Source organism: Clostridioides sp. ZZV14-6009, from assembly GCF_020658095.1.
GTDB lineage: Bacteria > Bacillota > Clostridia > Peptostreptococcales > Peptostreptococcaceae > Clostridioides.
The window spans coordinates 120,658-136,918 of record NZ_JAGWDG010000007.1 but is presented as its reverse complement, the minus strand read 5'-3'; the positions used below and the strand labels follow the sequence as shown (position 1 = coordinate 136,918).

The window sequence follows — 16,261 nt, the reverse complement described above, 5'->3', positions numbered from 1 at the left end:
AAAAATAATAAGTCTTACAATACAATATTATAAGACTTACCATTCTATGTATTCAATGTTTTCTAGAAGTTACCTATTTAATGATTCTATTATTTCAGGTAGAATTTCATATAAATCTCCTACAATTCCATAGTCACATATACTGAAAATAGGGGCTTTGGAATCTTTATTTATAGCAACTATATATTTAGAATCACTCATACCTGCTAAATGCTGTATTGCTCCAGATATCCCACATGCAATGTATAACTCTGGTCTAACAGTAGTTCCTGTTTGTCCCACTTGATGAGAATGCTCTATCCACCCTGAATCTACTGCCGCTCTTGAAGCACCAATCTCTGCCCCCAATTTATCCGCCAATTCTTTTATTAGTTCAAATCCTTCTGCCTTCTTTAATCCTCTTCCTGCTGATACTATTATTCTAGCATCAGTTAGATTTATGGATTTCTTTTCTTGTGGAAGCATTTCTACTAATCTAGTTCTAATCATTTTTTCATTAAGTTCTGGAGTAATAACCTCTAAAACTCCAGCCTCTGATTCACTTCTTACAGCTTTTGCCATAACCCCTGGACGAACTGTTGACATCTGTGGTCTATTTTTTGGACAAACAATAGTAGCCATTAAATTTCCACCAAAGGCTGGTCTTGTTTGTAATAACTTATTATCCGTTGAATCTATTTCAAGTTTTGTACAGTCAGCAGTTAGACCTGTTCCAACTTTACCTGCAATTCTAGGTGCGATATCTCTTCCTATAGAAGTAGCTCCAACTAGTACAACCTCTGGCTTTTTCTCTTCAATTAAACCTGCTATTGAAATTGCATATCCATCAGTTGTGAAATCTTTAAGAAGAGGGTCGTTGATATAATATGCTTTATCAACACTATAGTGAAGTAACTCCTTTACTTCTTTCTCTACTTCATATCCAGCTATTACAACTGCAAGCTCTTTTCCTAATTGGTCAGCAAGCTTTCTTCCCTCACCAATAAGTTCTATAGTAACAGGATTGATTTTGCCTTCCCTTTGCTCTCCTATTACCCAAACGCCATTATAATCATTTAAATTTATACCTTGATTAACTTTTGCTCTCATCATCTTAACACTCCTATACTAGTTTCAAATCGAATAGTATTTCTACTAATTTCTCAGCTTTTTCCTTTTTATTTATACCTTCGATTATTTCATTATGCTTGTCTTTAACTGGTACAAAAGACTTGTAAACATTTGTAGGTGAACCCTTTAATCCAATTTGAGTTGTATCAACAGCTAAGTCTTCAAGTGTTAACACAGTAATCTTTGCATCTCCATTATTATAAGCTCCTAAGATTCCTTTGACACTTGGATATCTTGGATTATTTAACTCTTTTATAGCAGTTAGTAAAACTGGCATCTTTGCTTCTATTAAATAATCTCCTGTCTCTGTATAACGAGTTACTAGTAATTTATCATCTTGAACCTTTACTTCTTTTGCATAGGTAACCTGTGGTACCCCTAAGAATTCTGCAACCTCTGGTCCAACCTGAGCTGTATCTCCATCTATAGCTTGTCTTCCACAGAATATTACATCATACTTTCCAACCTTCTCTATAGCAGCAGCAATAATTGTAGATGTGGCCCAGGTATCTGAACCACCAAAAGCTCTATCTGAAATTAAGTATGCTTCGTCAGCGCCCATTGCCAAAGCTTCTTTTAAAGCACTTTTAGCCTGAGGAGGTCCCATGCTTATAACCTTAATCACTGCTCCCAGTTCATCTTTTATTTTTAAAGCTTCTTCTAAAGCATTTCTATCATCTGGATTGATTATACTTGGTACACCATCTCTTATTAGGGTACCTGTCTCTTTATTTATTTTAACTTCATTAGTATCTGGAACTTGCTTTAAGCAAACAACTATATTCATGCTCTTCCTCCTATCCTAGTACTGCTCTTGAAATAACAACCTTGTGTATTTCTGAAGTACCTTCATAAATTTCTGTTATCTTGGCATCTCTGTACATTCTCTCTAATGGATAATCCTTCATATATCCATATCCTCCATGGATTTGAAGAGCTAGGTTTGTAACCTCTCTTGCAGTACGTGACGCATTGTATTTTGCCATAGCAGCTTCTTTAGTATGTTTTTCTCCTCTAGCTTTTAAGTCTGCAGCATAATATACCAACAACTTTGCTGATTCCACCATAGTCGCCATATCTGCTATATACCATTGAATACCTTGCAAAGCTGAAATTGGTTTGCCAAACTGAACTCTTTCTTTAGAATATTTGATACTTTCTTCTAAAGCCCCTTCAGCAATTCCTACAGCTTGAGCTCCAACTCCAATTCTTGCTCCATCTAGGCAAGTCATAGCTATGTTAAAGCCTTTTCCTTCTTTTCCTAATAAATTAGACTTTGGAACTCTACAGTTATCAAATATTAACTCTGCAGTTTCTGAACCATGGATACCCATTTTTTCTTCAATTTTTCCTATTGAAAAACCTGGAGTCCCTTTGTCAACGATGATAGCAGACATTCCCTTTATTCCCTTTGATGGCTCTGTAAGTGCAAATATTATTAATGATTCTGCTTGACCTCCACCAGAAATAAAGCACTTAGTCCCATTTAAGACATATTCATCAGTTGCTTCATCAATGATTGCAGTTGTTGCAGCTCTTGCGGCATCTGAACCAGCATTAGGCTCAGTTAAAGCAAAAGCACCTACACACCCACCTTCAGCCATCATCGGAAGGTATTTTTTCTTTTGCTCCTCAGTACCAAATTTTAAAATAGCTTGAGCATATATTGTGTGTATTGATAATATTGCTGCAGATGCTGCACATTTTTTGGCAACCTCAGTAACAACAATTACCTTTTCTATATCTGCTCCACCAGAACCACCATACTCTACAGGTGTTCCAATACCATTAAAGCCTATTTTAGCCATTTTGCTAAAAAGCTCTCTTGGAAAAATACCTGTTCTATCAGTTTCAGCAGCTATTGGTGCTATTTCCTTCTCTGCAAATTCTTTTGCTACTCTTTGAAGCATTAATTGTGCTTCTGTTAATCTAAAATCCATAAAATTTCCTCCTATTTATTAACGTACTTCACATGTTTCTTTATTCATTGCTACAATTCCAGACTCAATTAGAACTTCTATATCAGAATCACTGTATCCAAGTTCTCTCAATATCTCATCTGAATGTTCTCCTATAAGTGGAGCATCACAAGTCATGTTAACTTCAATATTTCCAAACTTAACTGGAGTGGATGCAAGCATTGTCTTATTTCCATTTTTACTTGTATGTTCATATATATAGTTATTAGCAATAGCCTGTTCATCAGTTACTACATCATTAACATGTTGAATTCTTTCATGGGCTATATCCGCAGTAGTAAGCTTTTCAACCATCTCATTTTGAGTGAATTTTGCAAATTCACCATCCAAAATATTAATAAGCTCTGTAGCATTTTTCTTACTTTCTACTGAAGATGCAAATTTTTCTTCTTTTATTAAATCTTCTCTTCCAAATAATCTGCAAAGTGCCTCAAAATATCTTTCATGCTCTAGGATACTTAAGAATATCCACTTTCCATCCTTACAACGATAAGAGTTTATTACTGGAGAAATAGCATTTTTTCTAGTTTTTGGATACTCATCGCTAAACTGTGTAGATGCTAATAAAGATGATGCATTCCATATTGCTTGTCCAAATAAAGATGCCATTACTTTTTGTCCTTTTCCAGTCTTAGCTTGTTGATACAAAGCTGCACATATACCTCCAGATAAACTACAAGAAGTTGTGGCATCTCCAAAGGCTATAGGTGGGTTTATTGGGCTTGTATCCTTCTCTGCGATATCAAGCATAGCTCCACTTCTTGCCCAAAAGGCAACTGTATCAAAACCTGCATTATCCTTAGCAGGTCCAAAATCGCCAAAACCATTTATTTGTCCCCAGATAAGATGTGGATGCTTTTTGCTTAATGATTCATAGTCAAGACCTAGTCTTTTTAATGCTCCTGTTCTATAGCTTGAAACAAATACGTTTGCTTCACTTAAAAGCTTATCCATAATTTCAATTCCAGTTTCACTCTTAAGATTTATAGACAAACCTCTTTTATTTGAATTATATGTGCTGTAGAAAGGATTATTATAATCATCTATTGGCATTGTCATTGTTGCCCCTGTCTTTCTTCCTGGGTCTCCAAAGCTTGGCTCTACCTTAATAACATCAGCACCCCAGTCAGCTAATATTTTGGAAGTTCCTGGACCTGCTACAAAATATGTTAAGTCAATGACCTTAACTCCTTCTAATGGTTTATTTAACACTTTCAATTCCTCCTTATACTGTCAACTTGGTATTTTAAATATGGTATTTATGGTATTAAAACATAAAATTTATTGTATATACTTTATATACTTTGAAAATTGATTCTACAATATCAAAATATAATTTATACTTTTTGTCTTTTCTGTTATGGTAATCCTGGGAACATTGTAAACATAAGAACTGCTACTACGGTTCCAATAATCGGGGTTAAAACAGTTACCCAGAATATTGGCATATAAGCATCCTTATGTGATTCATTACATAGACCATTTGTTACAGTAACGATATATCCATTGTGTGGAAGTGAATCTAATGCTGCTGACGAAATTGCCATAGTTCTAGTTAATGCTGCAGCAGAGACACCCTTAGCTAAAAATACTGGTCCAAGAAGTGGAGCCGCAATTCCAAGTCCACCTGAAGCTGACCCACAGATACCCGCAATAACTGTAGTTCCAACTGCAGCCCCTGCAATAGGAGGTCCAGGAATATTAGTCATAGCATTAACTATGAAGTCAAAACCGACTGCTGATTTTACAACTGAACCAAATGCTACTACAGCACAAGTATTACATATTGCTACTACTGTAGTTTTACATGCATCACCAACATGGCCAACTATTTTTGCATTATCTTGATATTTATTTAACAATAAATATACTAATAAAGCTCCAATAAATACTCCTACCTCAATTGGTACTATTGCTTGTCCATTAATTTTCACATTAATTATTAGGATTGATACTATTAATGGAATTAACGCAATTAGACCATTAGGACCATTTTCTCTCTTAGAATTAGTTGTTGCTACTTCATCAAATGTATCTGATTCATGTGCTATAAAATGCCCACCATTGGCTTTTTCTTTTGAAACCATCTTGTATAAAATGGTGCTTCCAACTATAAACATTACTGCACATGATATAAATCCATTTACTGCTCCAGCCATAATATCTGTCCCTAATGTTGAAGCTGGAATAATATTATGAATCTGAGGTGCCCCTGGTGCAACCATAGCAAAAGTTGAACATCCAAAAGTCAAGGCTGCTGGTATAAATCGTCGTGGCAAATCAGCTTCTTTAAAAATTTCTAAAGCTATCGGAAACACTGCAAAGCTTACAACGAAAACGCTTACTCCTCCATAAGCTAATATTCCACAAGCTATTGGAATAGAAAGTAATGCTTTATCCTTACCAATCCATCTTACAATCATCTTAGCAATAGATTTTGCTCCACCAGTAATCTCCATTATTTTTCCCATTAAGGTACCTGTTAGGAAAATAAAGAAATTTGCCTGAAGAAATTCAACAAATCCTGTCATATAATCCACCTTAAGTGCATCATACACATTTAAATTCCCTGTTATAGCAACTAATAATGAACATACAATTGCTATTATAAAAATATTTACTCCCTTCATAACCATTACAACTAGAAGGGATAGAGCCATGATAATCCCTACTAAACTTATAATTACTCCCGTATTCATAAATTAACTCCTTTTAAAATTAAACTATAAAACTATATGTATTTTTTCACGAAATTTAGATTTTGAATATATTCTATATTTGTTCTAATTTTAGTTATAATAATTACTTATTTTCAAAAATCGGTTTTCTCTTTTCTATAAATGCATCCATGCCTTCTTGCTTATCTCTTGTAGCAAAAGTTAAGCCTGCAATATCTTTCTCTAGTTCAAGAGCATTTTTTAAATCCATATCTATCCCTTTATTAATAGCAACTTTTGCATATCTTATTGCTATTGGTGCTTTTTCAACTATTTGGTTCATCATCTTAATTGTCTCTTCTAAAAGCACATCACTTGGAACCACTTTATTAATAAGACCAATAGATTTAGCTTCTTCTGCGTTTACTTGTCTTCCTGTAAAAATTAATTCCTTGGCTATCCCAGTTCCAACAAGTCTTGATAATCTTTGAGTTCCACCAAAACATGGAATGACTCCTAAATTAACTTCAGGTTGTCCAAATATAGCCTTTTCTGATGCAATTCTAATGTCACAACTCATAGCAAGTTCACATCCACCACCTAATGCATATCCATTGACTGCTGCTATTACTGTTTTCTCAAGAGCTTCAATTTTATCAAAAATTCCTTGGGCATAACCTGCATATTTTCTGCCTTCTTCACTTTTATAGTTTTGCATCTGACGTATATCAGCTCCAGCTACAAAAACTTTACCTTCTCCAGTAATAATAACTCCTAATATTTCCTCCTTTTCTGATACTACATCAATAACTTGAGATAATTCTCTAAGAGTGTCATTGTTAAGAGCATTTAAAGCTTTAGGTCTATTTATAGTAATAACACAGACTTTATCCTTAACTTCCACCTTAAGATTTTTCAAATTTTCCATTACAAATCCCATCATATTCCCCCCATTATGCATTGTTATTTTTTCTACATTTCTTGTTAATATATAATAGCAAGTTCTACGCCAACTTATATTAAATTCCTTTATTTTTGTTAAAAAATTATTTTTTTTGATAAAATAAACAAAATATACATAAATTTCACTTAATTTTTAATCATTTTTAACTTTAGAATTGATTAAATTATAATTCACTAAAGAATTTTTATCCAACAAAACCCATAAAACCATATTTTTGTCTCATTTTCGAGAAAATACTTTAAAAACACAGTCTCATTTTTGAGAATGTAGTCTCATTTTTGATATTTTCATTAAAATAGTTTAAGTTGTATATCCATAAGTTTATTTGCACTAAGTTTATTTGCACTCTAGTAAAAGAGTCCTTATTTAACATATTAGGTAATTTATTTTCTATTAATTTAAATTGTTAATACTTTAGTTTAGTATATCTATGTATATGTTCCAATAGTATAAATTTTTTAACGAAAATAGGAAAAACCACAAAGACTTAATGTCTAAATAGTTTTTCCTATCTTAAATACTCCTGATAATTTTAGATTTGATTTATAATGTTGATTTAATCTTTTATTTGATATTATTCTAAAATTAAATAACTCCACTCTCTTTTAACTCATTTATTTTTCCACCATCAAACCCAAGCCAGCTATTATAAATCTCCTCATTATTTTCTCCTAAAGATGGTGCTGGTACATTAATTTGAGCTTTTGTTGTCATCAACTTAACTGGATTTCCATTGACTTTCATATCTCCTATAATAGGATGTTTAATATCTACAATCATTTCTCTTGCCTTTGCAATATGTTCATTTGTTGTAACATGACCGAGGTCATATATAGGAGCAGCAGGAACTCCTGCTTTCGATATTAAATCAACAGCTTCTTCTATTGTATAGTTGATAGACCATTTTTCTATCTCTGGTTTGAGAGATGCATGGTTTTCACAACGGTTAAGATTTGTATTAAACCTTTCATCTATTAAAAGGTCTTCTCTAAAAAGAACCTTCTTACATAAATTTTCAAAAAGTTTATCATTACCACAACCTATTACAAAATTACCATCGCTTGCTTTAAAAGAATCATAAGGATAAGCTGAGGCATATCTATTTCCCATAAGTTCAGGTTGACCTGAATCAAAATATCTCTGTATACCAGTTTCAAGAGATGATACAACAGAATCAACGAGGGAAACATCTACTCTTTGTCCTTTTCCTATTATCTCTCTAGCATTAAGTGCTGCAAGTATACCAATAGTTAAATTCATTCCACCCAATACATCTCCCATAGCATTACCTACTCTTGTTGGTTCTCCTCCTTCAGTTCCTGTTATACTCATAAGACCACCCATTGCTTGTGCAATAATATCATATCCTGGACGCTCTGAATATGGCCCATAACATCCAAAGCCTGATACAGCTCCATAAATTATTTGATTGTTCACTTTAGCTAGCTCATCGTAACCCAATCCTAGCTTTTCCATAACACCTGGTCTATAATTTTCTACTACAACATCAGCTTGCTTTACCATATCTAAAAATATCTTTTTGCCTTTTTCTGACTTAAGATTTAAAGTTACACCTTTCTTATTTCTATTTATATTTGCATAATATAGACTCTCTCCATTTACAAAAGGTCCAAAACCTCTTGTATCATCACCTTTTTTTGGTACTTCTATTTTTATAACATCAGCCCCAAAATCAGCCAACATCATTGTGCAATATGGCCCTGCAAGAACTCTAGTAAGGTCAAGTACTTTTATATTACTTAATGCTCCCTTTTTCATAACTATACCCCCAATTTATATTATATTACTCAATATTAAAAGTTGAGTTTAATAACAAATTCTCCGATTATCGAAATTAATGCATTATATGTGCTATTCCATTAAAAAATAGAACTGATACTACTGCAATAACCAATAGTCCAACTGCACTCATAATGAAAAGTTGAACAAACACCTTATTTTGTTCTTCTTTATTGAAGTCTTTTTTACTTGACCCCATAGCTGCCAAAATCAATGCACCACCAGTAGAAAGTGGACTTACACCAGCAAGAGAACCTCCCACACCAACTGCTGCAATAAGTGCTAGTGGGTCTACTCCTCCAACTGACTTAGCTATATCAACACACATAGGCATCATGGTTGGATACACTACTGCTAATGCTGAACTAACCATAGACATAAGCCCTGCTGAAATACTCATAATTGGGGTAGCTGTTTTACTATTCATCAATGATGACAATGCATTACTCATTAAATCAATTCCTCCTGCTGCGTCTACGATTGTCATCATTGCACCTACTCCAAGTACCATTACTATCGTGCTCCATGGAATTGCTTTGATACATTCTCCATCTTCAGCAATATTGAAAAGAAGAAGTACAGCTGAAACTGAAAAAGCTGCAAGTCCAACATTCATATCAAAGATTATGATAAAAGCAATCATAACCACTATACTTGTCAGAGAAATTATCTGCTTTACATTAAATTTTTCTATTTCCTTACTATTTATAACATTTATAGGCTTTTTAAGTTTATATCCTTTAAAAATTATAAACAATACTATTGAAAATACGATTGTTGAAAGAGTCTGACAAGCTAAAACAGCAGGCATAACATTTTCAATTCCAACTCCCTCTGCAACAGTTGTTATGATTTGACCTTCTGGAGTAATAGGAGTCATACGTCCTGCCATTAATCCACATTCACCTATAAGTGCAAGCATCACAGGATTATAACCAACAGTTATTGCTACAGGAACAGCCATTGCAGGAATAATTGCAAGTGCTGGGATTGCTCCAGGCCCAACACCAGCAACAACAAACCCTGCTATAAAAACTGCTATAGGTATAAGCCAAACACGTTTACCTGAAGCAGCTACAATTTTTTCTGCAACAAGCTTCAATGCTCCTGTTGAATTCACTATTGCAAAAAGTAATGTTATACCAACAAGCGTAGTAAACATTGAGTTACTTATAGCTCCATAAAGATCTTTATCATCCATACCAAAAATTCTAACAGCTATAACACCAATAGCTAAAGCTAAAATACCTGCATTATTCTTACGTACAAATGCAAGAATAATAACTCCTAAGAATAAAAGTAAAGCTATAACATCCATACTAATCCCCTCAATTCTTTTATTTATTTTATTAACTAATATACTTTATTAATAGATATGTTTCGTTAATCAATAGGACTGACAATTAGAACTCTCAGACTTTATATTTACATGATGACCACTATATACACCATTTACAGAACTCATCTGATACTTTGATAATTCAAGAAGTTTAACAAAATCAACGCCTGTATCATACCCCATGCGTTCGAGCATGTATACTAAATCTTCAGTTGCAGTATTTCCAGATGCTCCAGGAGCAAAAGGACACCCTCCTAATCCCCCAAGTGTAGACTGCACAGTGGTAATTCCGCATTCAATAGCAGCAAGAGTATTAACCATCCCCATATTTCTAGTGTCATGAATATGTACCTGCCATCTGCACTCTGGCAAAGCTTCAACTAGTGCACTAATAGTATCTCTTACTTGTTTAGGGTCGGCAATGCCTATTGTATCTGCTAGGTTTATCTCTCTGATACCGTTTTCCCAAAGACGTTTGGCAAATGCTATGGCATCTTCAATTTTTGGCAAACCTTCAAAGGGACATCCAAATACAGTAGCCATTCCAATACATATATTCATATCTGGATAAGTACTCATTATTTTTTTAAGCTCATCAATAGACTCTTCATGAGTACGATTTATATTTTTCTTGTTATGAGTTTCACTCAAAGAAATAACATAAGATATATCTCTTATACCACACTCCCATGCAACTTTAGCACCATATAAATTTGGAACTAATGCATAAAGTTTCACATCAGGATAATTTTTTACACAGTAAGTTGCTACTTCCTTTGCATCTTTCATCTGAGGTATTGCTTTTGGGCTTACAAATGAACTAATTTCAAGTTGTCTAATCCCAGATGCAATAAGACCATCAATAATCTTAAGTTTTTTATCAGTATCTAAAAATTCCTTCAGATTTTGAAATCCATCTCTAGGACCAACTTCAAATATATTTACCTTACTCATTTCTTTTCCCCCTTTTTACAGTCACATAACAAGCTAGCATTGTATGTTCCTGCTTAACTTCGCTTAATTTAACTTAATTAATAAGCTTATTTAAGCATATTATAATCCTATAAACTAAATTCTGTCAACATAATCTGTCAACATAATAATAAATTTTTTAAAATTTATTTATTCTAGACATGTAAAATATACGCGTTGTAGAATATTGTTCTTTAGTTGAATATATGTTAAGATTATTGATATAAGCAAATTTAAGCAACTACTCAAGGAGGATTTTATCATGGCAACAATCAAAGATATTGCAAAGGACTGTGGCCTTTCTTCAGCAACTGTCTCGTATGTCTTAAGTGGTAAAGGAAATGAGCGTAGAATTCCACTACAGACACAAGAACTTGTATTAAATTCAGCAGATAGGCTTGGATATAAACGCTCTACTCCTATTAAACGCAACAATATACAAATAGCATTTTATTGGCAAGATGAAGGATTTGAGTTGGCATCAACTAATATATTTCAAGCAATAAACCACATAGTTTCTTTAGAACATTTAAATATAAATATCATAATACGCCCTTACAGTGTTGGCCATCTATGTGATGATGAATATCTTTTTTCAAATAATTATTATGATGGAGTTGTTTTAACAGGTATCAATGCTGATGACATAGAATATCTATTAAAAAATAAACCTAAAATTCCTGTAGTTGTTGTAAATCGTGAAATACCTGGTTTTTCAAGTGTCTCTATTGACAATGAAGAAACTGGTCGTATAGCAGCTTTACATGCTATCCAAAATGGTAAAAATGATATTGCAGCTGTATTCAATCCAACGTCTTTCACATGCATGACCTTGCGAGGTAAATCTTTTTTAAAAACATGTAAGGAACATGGAGTACAGTTATCAGACTCTATATATTATTGTTCTAATAAAATAGATAGTGGATACGATATTGCTCAAAAAATGCTTGCAAAAAATTCACTAAAAAAAGTAATTTTCTGTAATCATGACGTGGTAGCTCTTGGTATGATGAATGCATTTAATGAATCGGGAATTGTAATTGGAGAGGATGTTCAAATATTTGCAGCAAGCAATGGTCCTGCACGACTAATGGCAAGAAGTATTCCTCCTTTGACAGTTATAGATTTGAAGATGGAAGAGACAGCAGAACGTAGTCTTAGGATGATTATTGATATAGTAACTGGTCGTATAAGCGGTATTCAGCAACAAGTGATATACCCATCAATTATTTATAGGCAATCAAGTCCTGCTCAGAACTTACTTTAAAATTCTTAACTTATAAATACATTTTTTACAGCTATCTTCCATACACAAAAAAACACCTCTAACCCATGTTCACATATTATTTATGCAGACATAGTTTAGAGGTGTATATGTTCATTTTAATAATTACTTATTTTATAAAATTTATCACATAGTAAAATTAATGTAATAATTACAAATCTCAATGTGATATAATATTTATTCTACTTCCCAGTTATGGTAGATATCTTGAACATCATCATCTTCTTCAAGCATATCAACTAATTTATTCATCATTTTTAGATGAGATTCTTCTGTTAAAACAGTTGTAGTTTGAGGTATCATCTTTACATCAGCAGATATAAATTCATACCCTTTTGCTTTTAATTCATCACGAACACTAGAAAAATCTTCTGGTGTAGTTATTATTTCATAACCATCTTCTTCTGTTATAAAGTCTTCAGCACCTGCTTCTAATGCAACATCCATTAATTCTTCCTCTGAAACGCCATCTCCTGCACCAACTAATATTTGTCCTTTGTTATCAAACATAAAAGACACACATCCAGTAGTTCCTAGGTTTCCTCCGTTTTTATCAAAGTAGTATCTTACATTACCAGCAGTTCTATTTTTATTGTCAGTTAAAGTCTCTACTATAACAGCAACCCCACCAGGTCCATATCCTTCATAAACTATAGTTTCATAGTCTTCTCCAGCACCTGCACCTGCACCTTTAGCAACAGCTCTATCTATATTATCATTTGGCATATTATCTGCCTTAGCTTTTTCTATAGCTGTTTTTAATGCTGCATTATATTCTGGGTCTGCGCCACCTTCTTTAGCTGCAACGGCTATTGCTCTAGCATGTTTCGTAAATATTTTTGCTCTTTGAGCATCTTGTTTACCTTTTCTATTAATTATATTTCCTATACGTCCCATATTTCCACTCCTTAATACGTACAATTAATTATTCTAATTTTTATCACTTGTAAATTTTATCACAAATCGTGAAAATAGTAAATTAGAACTTAGGAGGTTGTGCAGGCGTTTTTCTCTTGTGTTCACTTATTCTATGAAGTCTTTCTATTATCTCTTGGTCTCTTTGAGGAACTTCATCTAATCTACCTTCTAATACAGCATCTATCATATTGTAAGTAGTTCCCATTTCATTTTCATCTGTTTGTCCTTCCCAAAGACCTGCTGAAGGAGCTTTATTTATTAAATCTTCATGAACACCAAGTTCTTTTGCCCATTCATATACTTCAGCTTTAGTTAAATTTGCAATTGGTAAAATATCAACTCCACCATCACCAAACTTAGTAAAGTATCCAGTGTGTATTTCTGCAGCATTATCTGTACCAACAACTAAGTATCCTAGATTGTTAGCAATTGTGTAAATAGTACTCATTCTTACTCTTGCTCTTAAGTTTGCATCTGTCATTTTTAAATATTCTTCTCTATATAAATGTTTCTCTTTTAAATTTCCTACTACCATGTCTAATATAGCACTTTGTGGTTCTATAAGGTCTAAATCAAGATATTCTATATCACATCCTTCTATAACCTTAAGTGCATCTTCTCTATCTTGAGGATTACTTTTTATGCTCATTATAACTCCCATAGAGTTTTCTGGAAAAGCTTTTTTAATTAAATTAGCAACTACTGCTGAATCAATTCCTCCAGATACACCAACAATTAATCCTTTTGCATTTGCCTCATTAACTTTATTTTTAAGCCATTCTACAGTTTTGTCTATTTGTATTTTTATATTTGACATCATTATCTCCTCTCAATTTACTACTTTGTTTTAATATATTATACCATATATTAATATGTTGTTTTAACATGTTTTTTTTTATGCAAATTTAAGCAAAAATGAAGGATTATATTTAATATTATTTTATATAAATATAATTTGCCTATTTTGGTAAAACTATTTCAGAAGGTGGTTTTTATGAAAAATACTAATAACTTAAAGAAAAAATATTTTGATTTCAATATAAAAAATACGATAATTGGAGTATTTACAGGATTTATAAACGGGGTATTTGGCTCTGGAGGAGGTACTCTTTTAGTACCAATACTAAATGATATTGTGAAGGTAGAAGAACATAAATCTCATGCAACAGCTCTTTCTATAATAATTTTCTTGACAACAGCAAGTTCTGTTTTATATGTTTCTAAAGGAACTTACGATATTAACTTAACAATAAAAGTTGCAGCAGGAAGTATTGTTGGCGGCATTATAGGGGCTAAATTACTAAATAAAGTTACTGGAAAGTTTCTTAGAATTTCTTTTGGATTAATTATGATAATTGCAGCATTAAGGATGGTGTTTTAATGTTATTTGCTTTAATTGGATTTTTTGCAGGAATTATTGGAGGAATGGGAATGGGTGGTGGAACTATTCTTATTCCTGCTCTCGTTTTACTTGCTGGTATAGATACTAAAATAGCACAGAGTGTCAACTTACTTTCATCCATACCTATGACACTTATAGCACTGGCTATACATATAAAAAATAAAAATGTAGTTTTCAAATTAGTTATCCCAATAGCTGTATTTGGAGTGTTAGGAGCTATATTTGGTTCACTATTAGCTAATTATTTATCTTCTGATATATTGAAGAAAATATTTGGAGTGTTTTTACTTTTAGTTGGTTTATTCGAAGTTAAAAAAGGATTCTGTGCAAAATCTGATAAAAGCCATTAAATTATTTTAATATAAATTAATGGCTTTTATTTTCTATATAACTATTCTATTTTTATGCTTTTAGGTTAAATTACAGTAAGATTTTTATAGTAAAATTTCTCCATCCTGTTCAGATAAATAAAATTCTTCTCCTAAAACTATCTTCCCTGTTCCACTTGTTATATCAATCATTTTCTCTGATAGTTTTTCCACATATTCTAACTTTGAATATACTATTATCTCAACATTATCCTCATATATGGTATCTTTTATAAAGTACCCTAAATTCATCAGTTCATTTTGTACCTTTCCAAGTTGAGTATAATCTATCTTAACTTTAACTTCTTGGTACATTACCTTACTAATTATTTTTCCAGATTCTAAGCCTAACTTAGCACCTTTTGTATAAGCTCTAACCAGACCACCTGCACCTAATTTTATACCACCAAAATACCTAGTAACAACAACTACCACGTCTCTCAAATCCTCTTTTTTTATGACTTCTAATGTTGGTATCCCTGCTGTTCCCTGTGGCTCTCCATCATCACTATACCTTTGTATATTCATATTTTGTCCAACTGTATAAGCCCACACATTATGATTTGCATCTTTGTGTTTTTTCTTTATTTCATTTATAAATTCTACTGCTTCTTCTTCACTTTGTATAGGCTTAGCATATCCAATAAAAACAGATTTTTCAATTGTTATCTCATCTGTTCCAAATTCGTGTAATGTCCTATAATTACTCATTATAACTCCTCCTATTTTTGTCATTTGCTAAAATATATCTTTATTTATAAAAATTACTCCACTTAAAATGTAAATAGAATTTTTAGTATTCATTTTGTTAGCATTATAAGTCAATTATATAATAAAATCACAAGATTTTTAATTTTTATTTTTAATATAATTTATTGAGACATAAATCAATATAATTTATTAATATACAAATCAGATAAACTATAAAGTATACACTTCTAAAACTTGGAATTAAAAAAGGAAGGGTCTAACCCTTCCTCAAAACTCTATAAATTCACTACTAGTTTGCTGGAACATCGTCGCCCTCTGAAACTAATTTCTTTAATTCTTTAAACTTTTTATAAGATACTTCAACTAAAGCTTGCTCTTTATGATGTGACAACATTTCTAAAGCATCTTTTATCTTGTAAAATCCACCTTCTTGAAATTCAGGAGCAAGTACACATTCAGTATTACAAGCTTCCATAACATACCACATTATCGCATTACAAACTTCTTGTTGTCTACTTCTTGAGAAAAATTCATACATAGTATCGCCAGCTACATCTATCATTTTAGCATCTATGCCAGTTTCTACTTTAACTCTTTCAACAGCACTTTCATATGGAAGTCCTCCTCCAAGTATCTTTCCTTTTGGAAGTGTCCATTCACCTCTATCATTTTTTACAATAAGTACTTTATTAGCATAAAACACTACTCCACCTGCACAACGTCTTACTATCATTTGAAACCCCTCCCATTAATTTA

16 protein-coding genes are annotated in these 16,261 nt (G+C 32.5%); 3 read left to right on the top strand and 13 right to left on the bottom strand.

The window, feature by feature from the left end:
* Window positions 1–69 precede the first annotated feature (69 nt).
* The 9 genes from KGF36_RS11290 to KGF36_RS11250 form a co-directional block, all read right to left on the bottom strand.
* On the bottom strand, window positions 70–1,089 hold the full coding sequence (locus KGF36_RS11290) for an electron transfer flavoprotein subunit alpha/FixB family protein (RefSeq protein WP_413841237.1): 1,020 nt from the start codon (window positions 1,087–1,089) through the stop codon (window positions 70–72).
* Window positions 1,090–1,102: 13 nt separating this feature from the next.
* Entirely contained in the window at window positions 1,103–1,897 is a 795-nt protein-coding gene (locus KGF36_RS11285; RefSeq protein WP_227829652.1) for an electron transfer flavoprotein subunit beta/FixA family protein, read from the bottom strand.
* A 10-nt stretch (window positions 1,898–1,907) separates the two neighbouring features.
* Window positions 1,908–3,050 (bottom strand): acryloyl-CoA reductase, encoded by a 1,143-nt coding sequence (gene acrC / locus KGF36_RS11280; protein WP_227829653.1) that lies wholly within the window; start codon window positions 3,048–3,050, stop codon window positions 1,908–1,910.
* 18 nt (window positions 3,051–3,068) lie between these two features.
* Window positions 3,069–4,301 carry a CaiB/BaiF CoA transferase family protein gene (locus tag KGF36_RS11275; protein ID WP_227842799.1) on the bottom strand — a complete coding sequence of 411 codons (1,233 nt, stop codon included), beginning with the start codon at window positions 4,299–4,301 and terminating at the stop codon, window positions 3,069–3,071.
* A gap of 146 nt (window positions 4,302–4,447) precedes the next feature.
* Window positions 4,448–5,788: a GntP family permease gene (locus KGF36_RS11270; protein ID WP_227854710.1), complete on the bottom strand. Its 1,341-nt coding sequence runs from the start codon at window positions 5,786–5,788 to the stop codon at window positions 4,448–4,450.
* 103 nt (window positions 5,789–5,891) lie between these two features.
* Window positions 5,892–6,686 carry an enoyl-CoA hydratase-related protein gene (locus tag KGF36_RS11265; RefSeq protein ID WP_227842798.1) on the bottom strand — a complete coding sequence of 265 codons (795 nt, stop codon included), beginning with the start codon at window positions 6,684–6,686 and terminating at the stop codon, window positions 5,892–5,894.
* A 609-nt stretch (window positions 6,687–7,295) separates the two neighbouring features.
* A complete protein-coding gene (locus tag KGF36_RS11260) occupies window positions 7,296–8,489 on the bottom strand; it encodes a CaiB/BaiF CoA transferase family protein (protein ID WP_227842797.1) in 1,194 nt (397 codons plus the stop codon).
* A gap of 76 nt (window positions 8,490–8,565) precedes the next feature.
* On the bottom strand, window positions 8,566–9,828 hold the full coding sequence (locus tag KGF36_RS11255) for an SLC13 family permease (protein WP_227842796.1): 1,263 nt from the start codon (window positions 9,826–9,828) through the stop codon (window positions 8,566–8,568).
* A gap of 69 nt (window positions 9,829–9,897) precedes the next feature.
* Window positions 9,898–10,803, bottom strand: coding sequence for a hydroxymethylglutaryl-CoA lyase (locus KGF36_RS11250; RefSeq protein ID WP_227829659.1), 906 nt, complete (start codon window positions 10,801–10,803; stop codon window positions 9,898–9,900).
* Between the two features lie 280 nt (window positions 10,804–11,083).
* Between KGF36_RS11250 and KGF36_RS11245 the strand changes: the two genes are divergently transcribed.
* The gene (locus KGF36_RS11245; RefSeq protein ID WP_227829660.1) at window positions 11,084–12,088 is read left to right on the top strand and encodes a substrate-binding domain-containing protein; all 1,005 of its coding nucleotides are present in this window, start codon (window positions 11,084–11,086) and stop codon (window positions 12,086–12,088) included.
* Window positions 12,089–12,283: 195 nt separating this feature from the next.
* On the opposite strand, the gene KGF36_RS11240 is transcribed toward KGF36_RS11245, so the two are convergent.
* Window positions 12,284–13,003: a YebC/PmpR family DNA-binding transcriptional regulator gene (locus KGF36_RS11240; protein ID WP_227829661.1), complete on the bottom strand. Its 720-nt coding sequence runs from the start codon at window positions 13,001–13,003 to the stop codon at window positions 12,284–12,286.
* 82 nt (window positions 13,004–13,085) lie between these two features.
* Window positions 13,086–13,841 (bottom strand): NAD(+) synthase, encoded by a 756-nt coding sequence (nadE, locus tag KGF36_RS11235; RefSeq protein ID WP_227433380.1) that lies wholly within the window; start codon window positions 13,839–13,841, stop codon window positions 13,086–13,088.
* 177 nt (window positions 13,842–14,018) lie between these two features.
* Here nadE and KGF36_RS11230 point away from each other — a divergent pair, with 177 nt between their 5' ends.
* A complete protein-coding gene (locus KGF36_RS11230; RefSeq protein ID WP_227829662.1) occupies window positions 14,019–14,405 on the top strand; it encodes a sulfite exporter TauE/SafE family protein in 387 nt (128 codons plus the stop codon).
* Window positions 14,405–14,776 (top strand): sulfite exporter TauE/SafE family protein, encoded by a 372-nt coding sequence (locus KGF36_RS11225; protein WP_227829663.1) that lies wholly within the window; start codon window positions 14,405–14,407, stop codon window positions 14,774–14,776. The genes KGF36_RS11230 and KGF36_RS11225 overlap by 1 nt, the downstream gene beginning before the upstream one ends.
* Window positions 14,777–14,860: 84 nt before the next feature.
* Here the strand turns inward: KGF36_RS11225 and KGF36_RS11220 are convergent, their stop codons facing one another.
* Window positions 14,861–15,505: a YigZ family protein gene (locus KGF36_RS11220; protein ID WP_227829664.1), complete on the bottom strand. Its 645-nt coding sequence runs from the start codon at window positions 15,503–15,505 to the stop codon at window positions 14,861–14,863.
* A 289-nt stretch (window positions 15,506–15,794) separates the two neighbouring features.
* Entirely contained in the window at window positions 15,795–16,238 is a 444-nt protein-coding gene (locus KGF36_RS11215) for an NUDIX domain-containing protein (RefSeq protein WP_227433384.1), read from the bottom strand.
* Window positions 16,239–16,261: the final 23 nt, after the last annotated feature.

Excerpts from the sequence above, each read along its gene's own strand:
- KGF36_RS11265 (WP_227842798.1), bottom strand. The coding sequence starts at position 6,686 with ATGGGATTTGTAATGGAAAATTTGAAAAATCTTAAGGTGGAAGTTAAG.
- KGF36_RS11215 (WP_227433384.1), bottom strand. The coding sequence starts at position 16,238 with ATGATAGTAAGACGTTGTGCAGGTGGAGTAGTGTTTTATGCTAATAAA.
- KGF36_RS11260 (WP_227842797.1), bottom strand. The coding sequence starts at position 8,489 with ATGAAAAAGGGAGCATTAAGTAATATAAAAGTACTTGACCTTACTAGA.
- KGF36_RS11290 (WP_413841237.1), bottom strand. The coding sequence starts at position 1,089 with ATGAGAGCAAAAGTTAATCAAGGTATAAATTTAAATGATTATAATGGC.
- KGF36_RS11285 (WP_227829652.1), bottom strand. The coding sequence starts at position 1,897 with ATGAATATAGTTGTTTGCTTAAAGCAAGTTCCAGATACTAATGAAGTT.
- KGF36_RS11240 (WP_227829661.1), bottom strand. The coding sequence starts at position 13,003 with ATGGGACGTATAGGAAATATAATTAATAGAAAAGGTAAACAAGATGCT.
- nadE (WP_227433380.1), bottom strand. The coding sequence starts at position 13,841 with ATGTCAAATATAAAAATACAAATAGACAAAACTGTAGAATGGCTTAAA.
- KGF36_RS11220 (WP_227829664.1), bottom strand. The coding sequence starts at position 15,505 with ATGAGTAATTATAGGACATTACACGAATTTGGAACAGATGAGATAACA.
- acrC (WP_227829653.1), bottom strand. The coding sequence starts at position 3,050 with ATGGATTTTAGATTAACAGAAGCACAATTAATGCTTCAAAGAGTAGCA.
- KGF36_RS11270 (WP_227854710.1), bottom strand. The coding sequence starts at position 5,788 with ATGAATACGGGAGTAATTATAAGTTTAGTAGGGATTATCATGGCTCTA.
- KGF36_RS11245 (WP_227829660.1), top strand. The coding sequence starts at position 11,084 with ATGGCAACAATCAAAGATATTGCAAAGGACTGTGGCCTTTCTTCAGCA.
- KGF36_RS11225 (WP_227829663.1), top strand. The coding sequence starts at position 14,405 with ATGTTATTTGCTTTAATTGGATTTTTTGCAGGAATTATTGGAGGAATG.
- KGF36_RS11230 (WP_227829662.1), top strand. The coding sequence starts at position 14,019 with ATGAAAAATACTAATAACTTAAAGAAAAAATATTTTGATTTCAATATA.
- KGF36_RS11255 (WP_227842796.1), bottom strand. The coding sequence starts at position 9,828 with ATGGATGTTATAGCTTTACTTTTATTCTTAGGAGTTATTATTCTTGCA.
- KGF36_RS11250 (WP_227829659.1), bottom strand. The coding sequence starts at position 10,803 with ATGAGTAAGGTAAATATATTTGAAGTTGGTCCTAGAGATGGATTTCAA.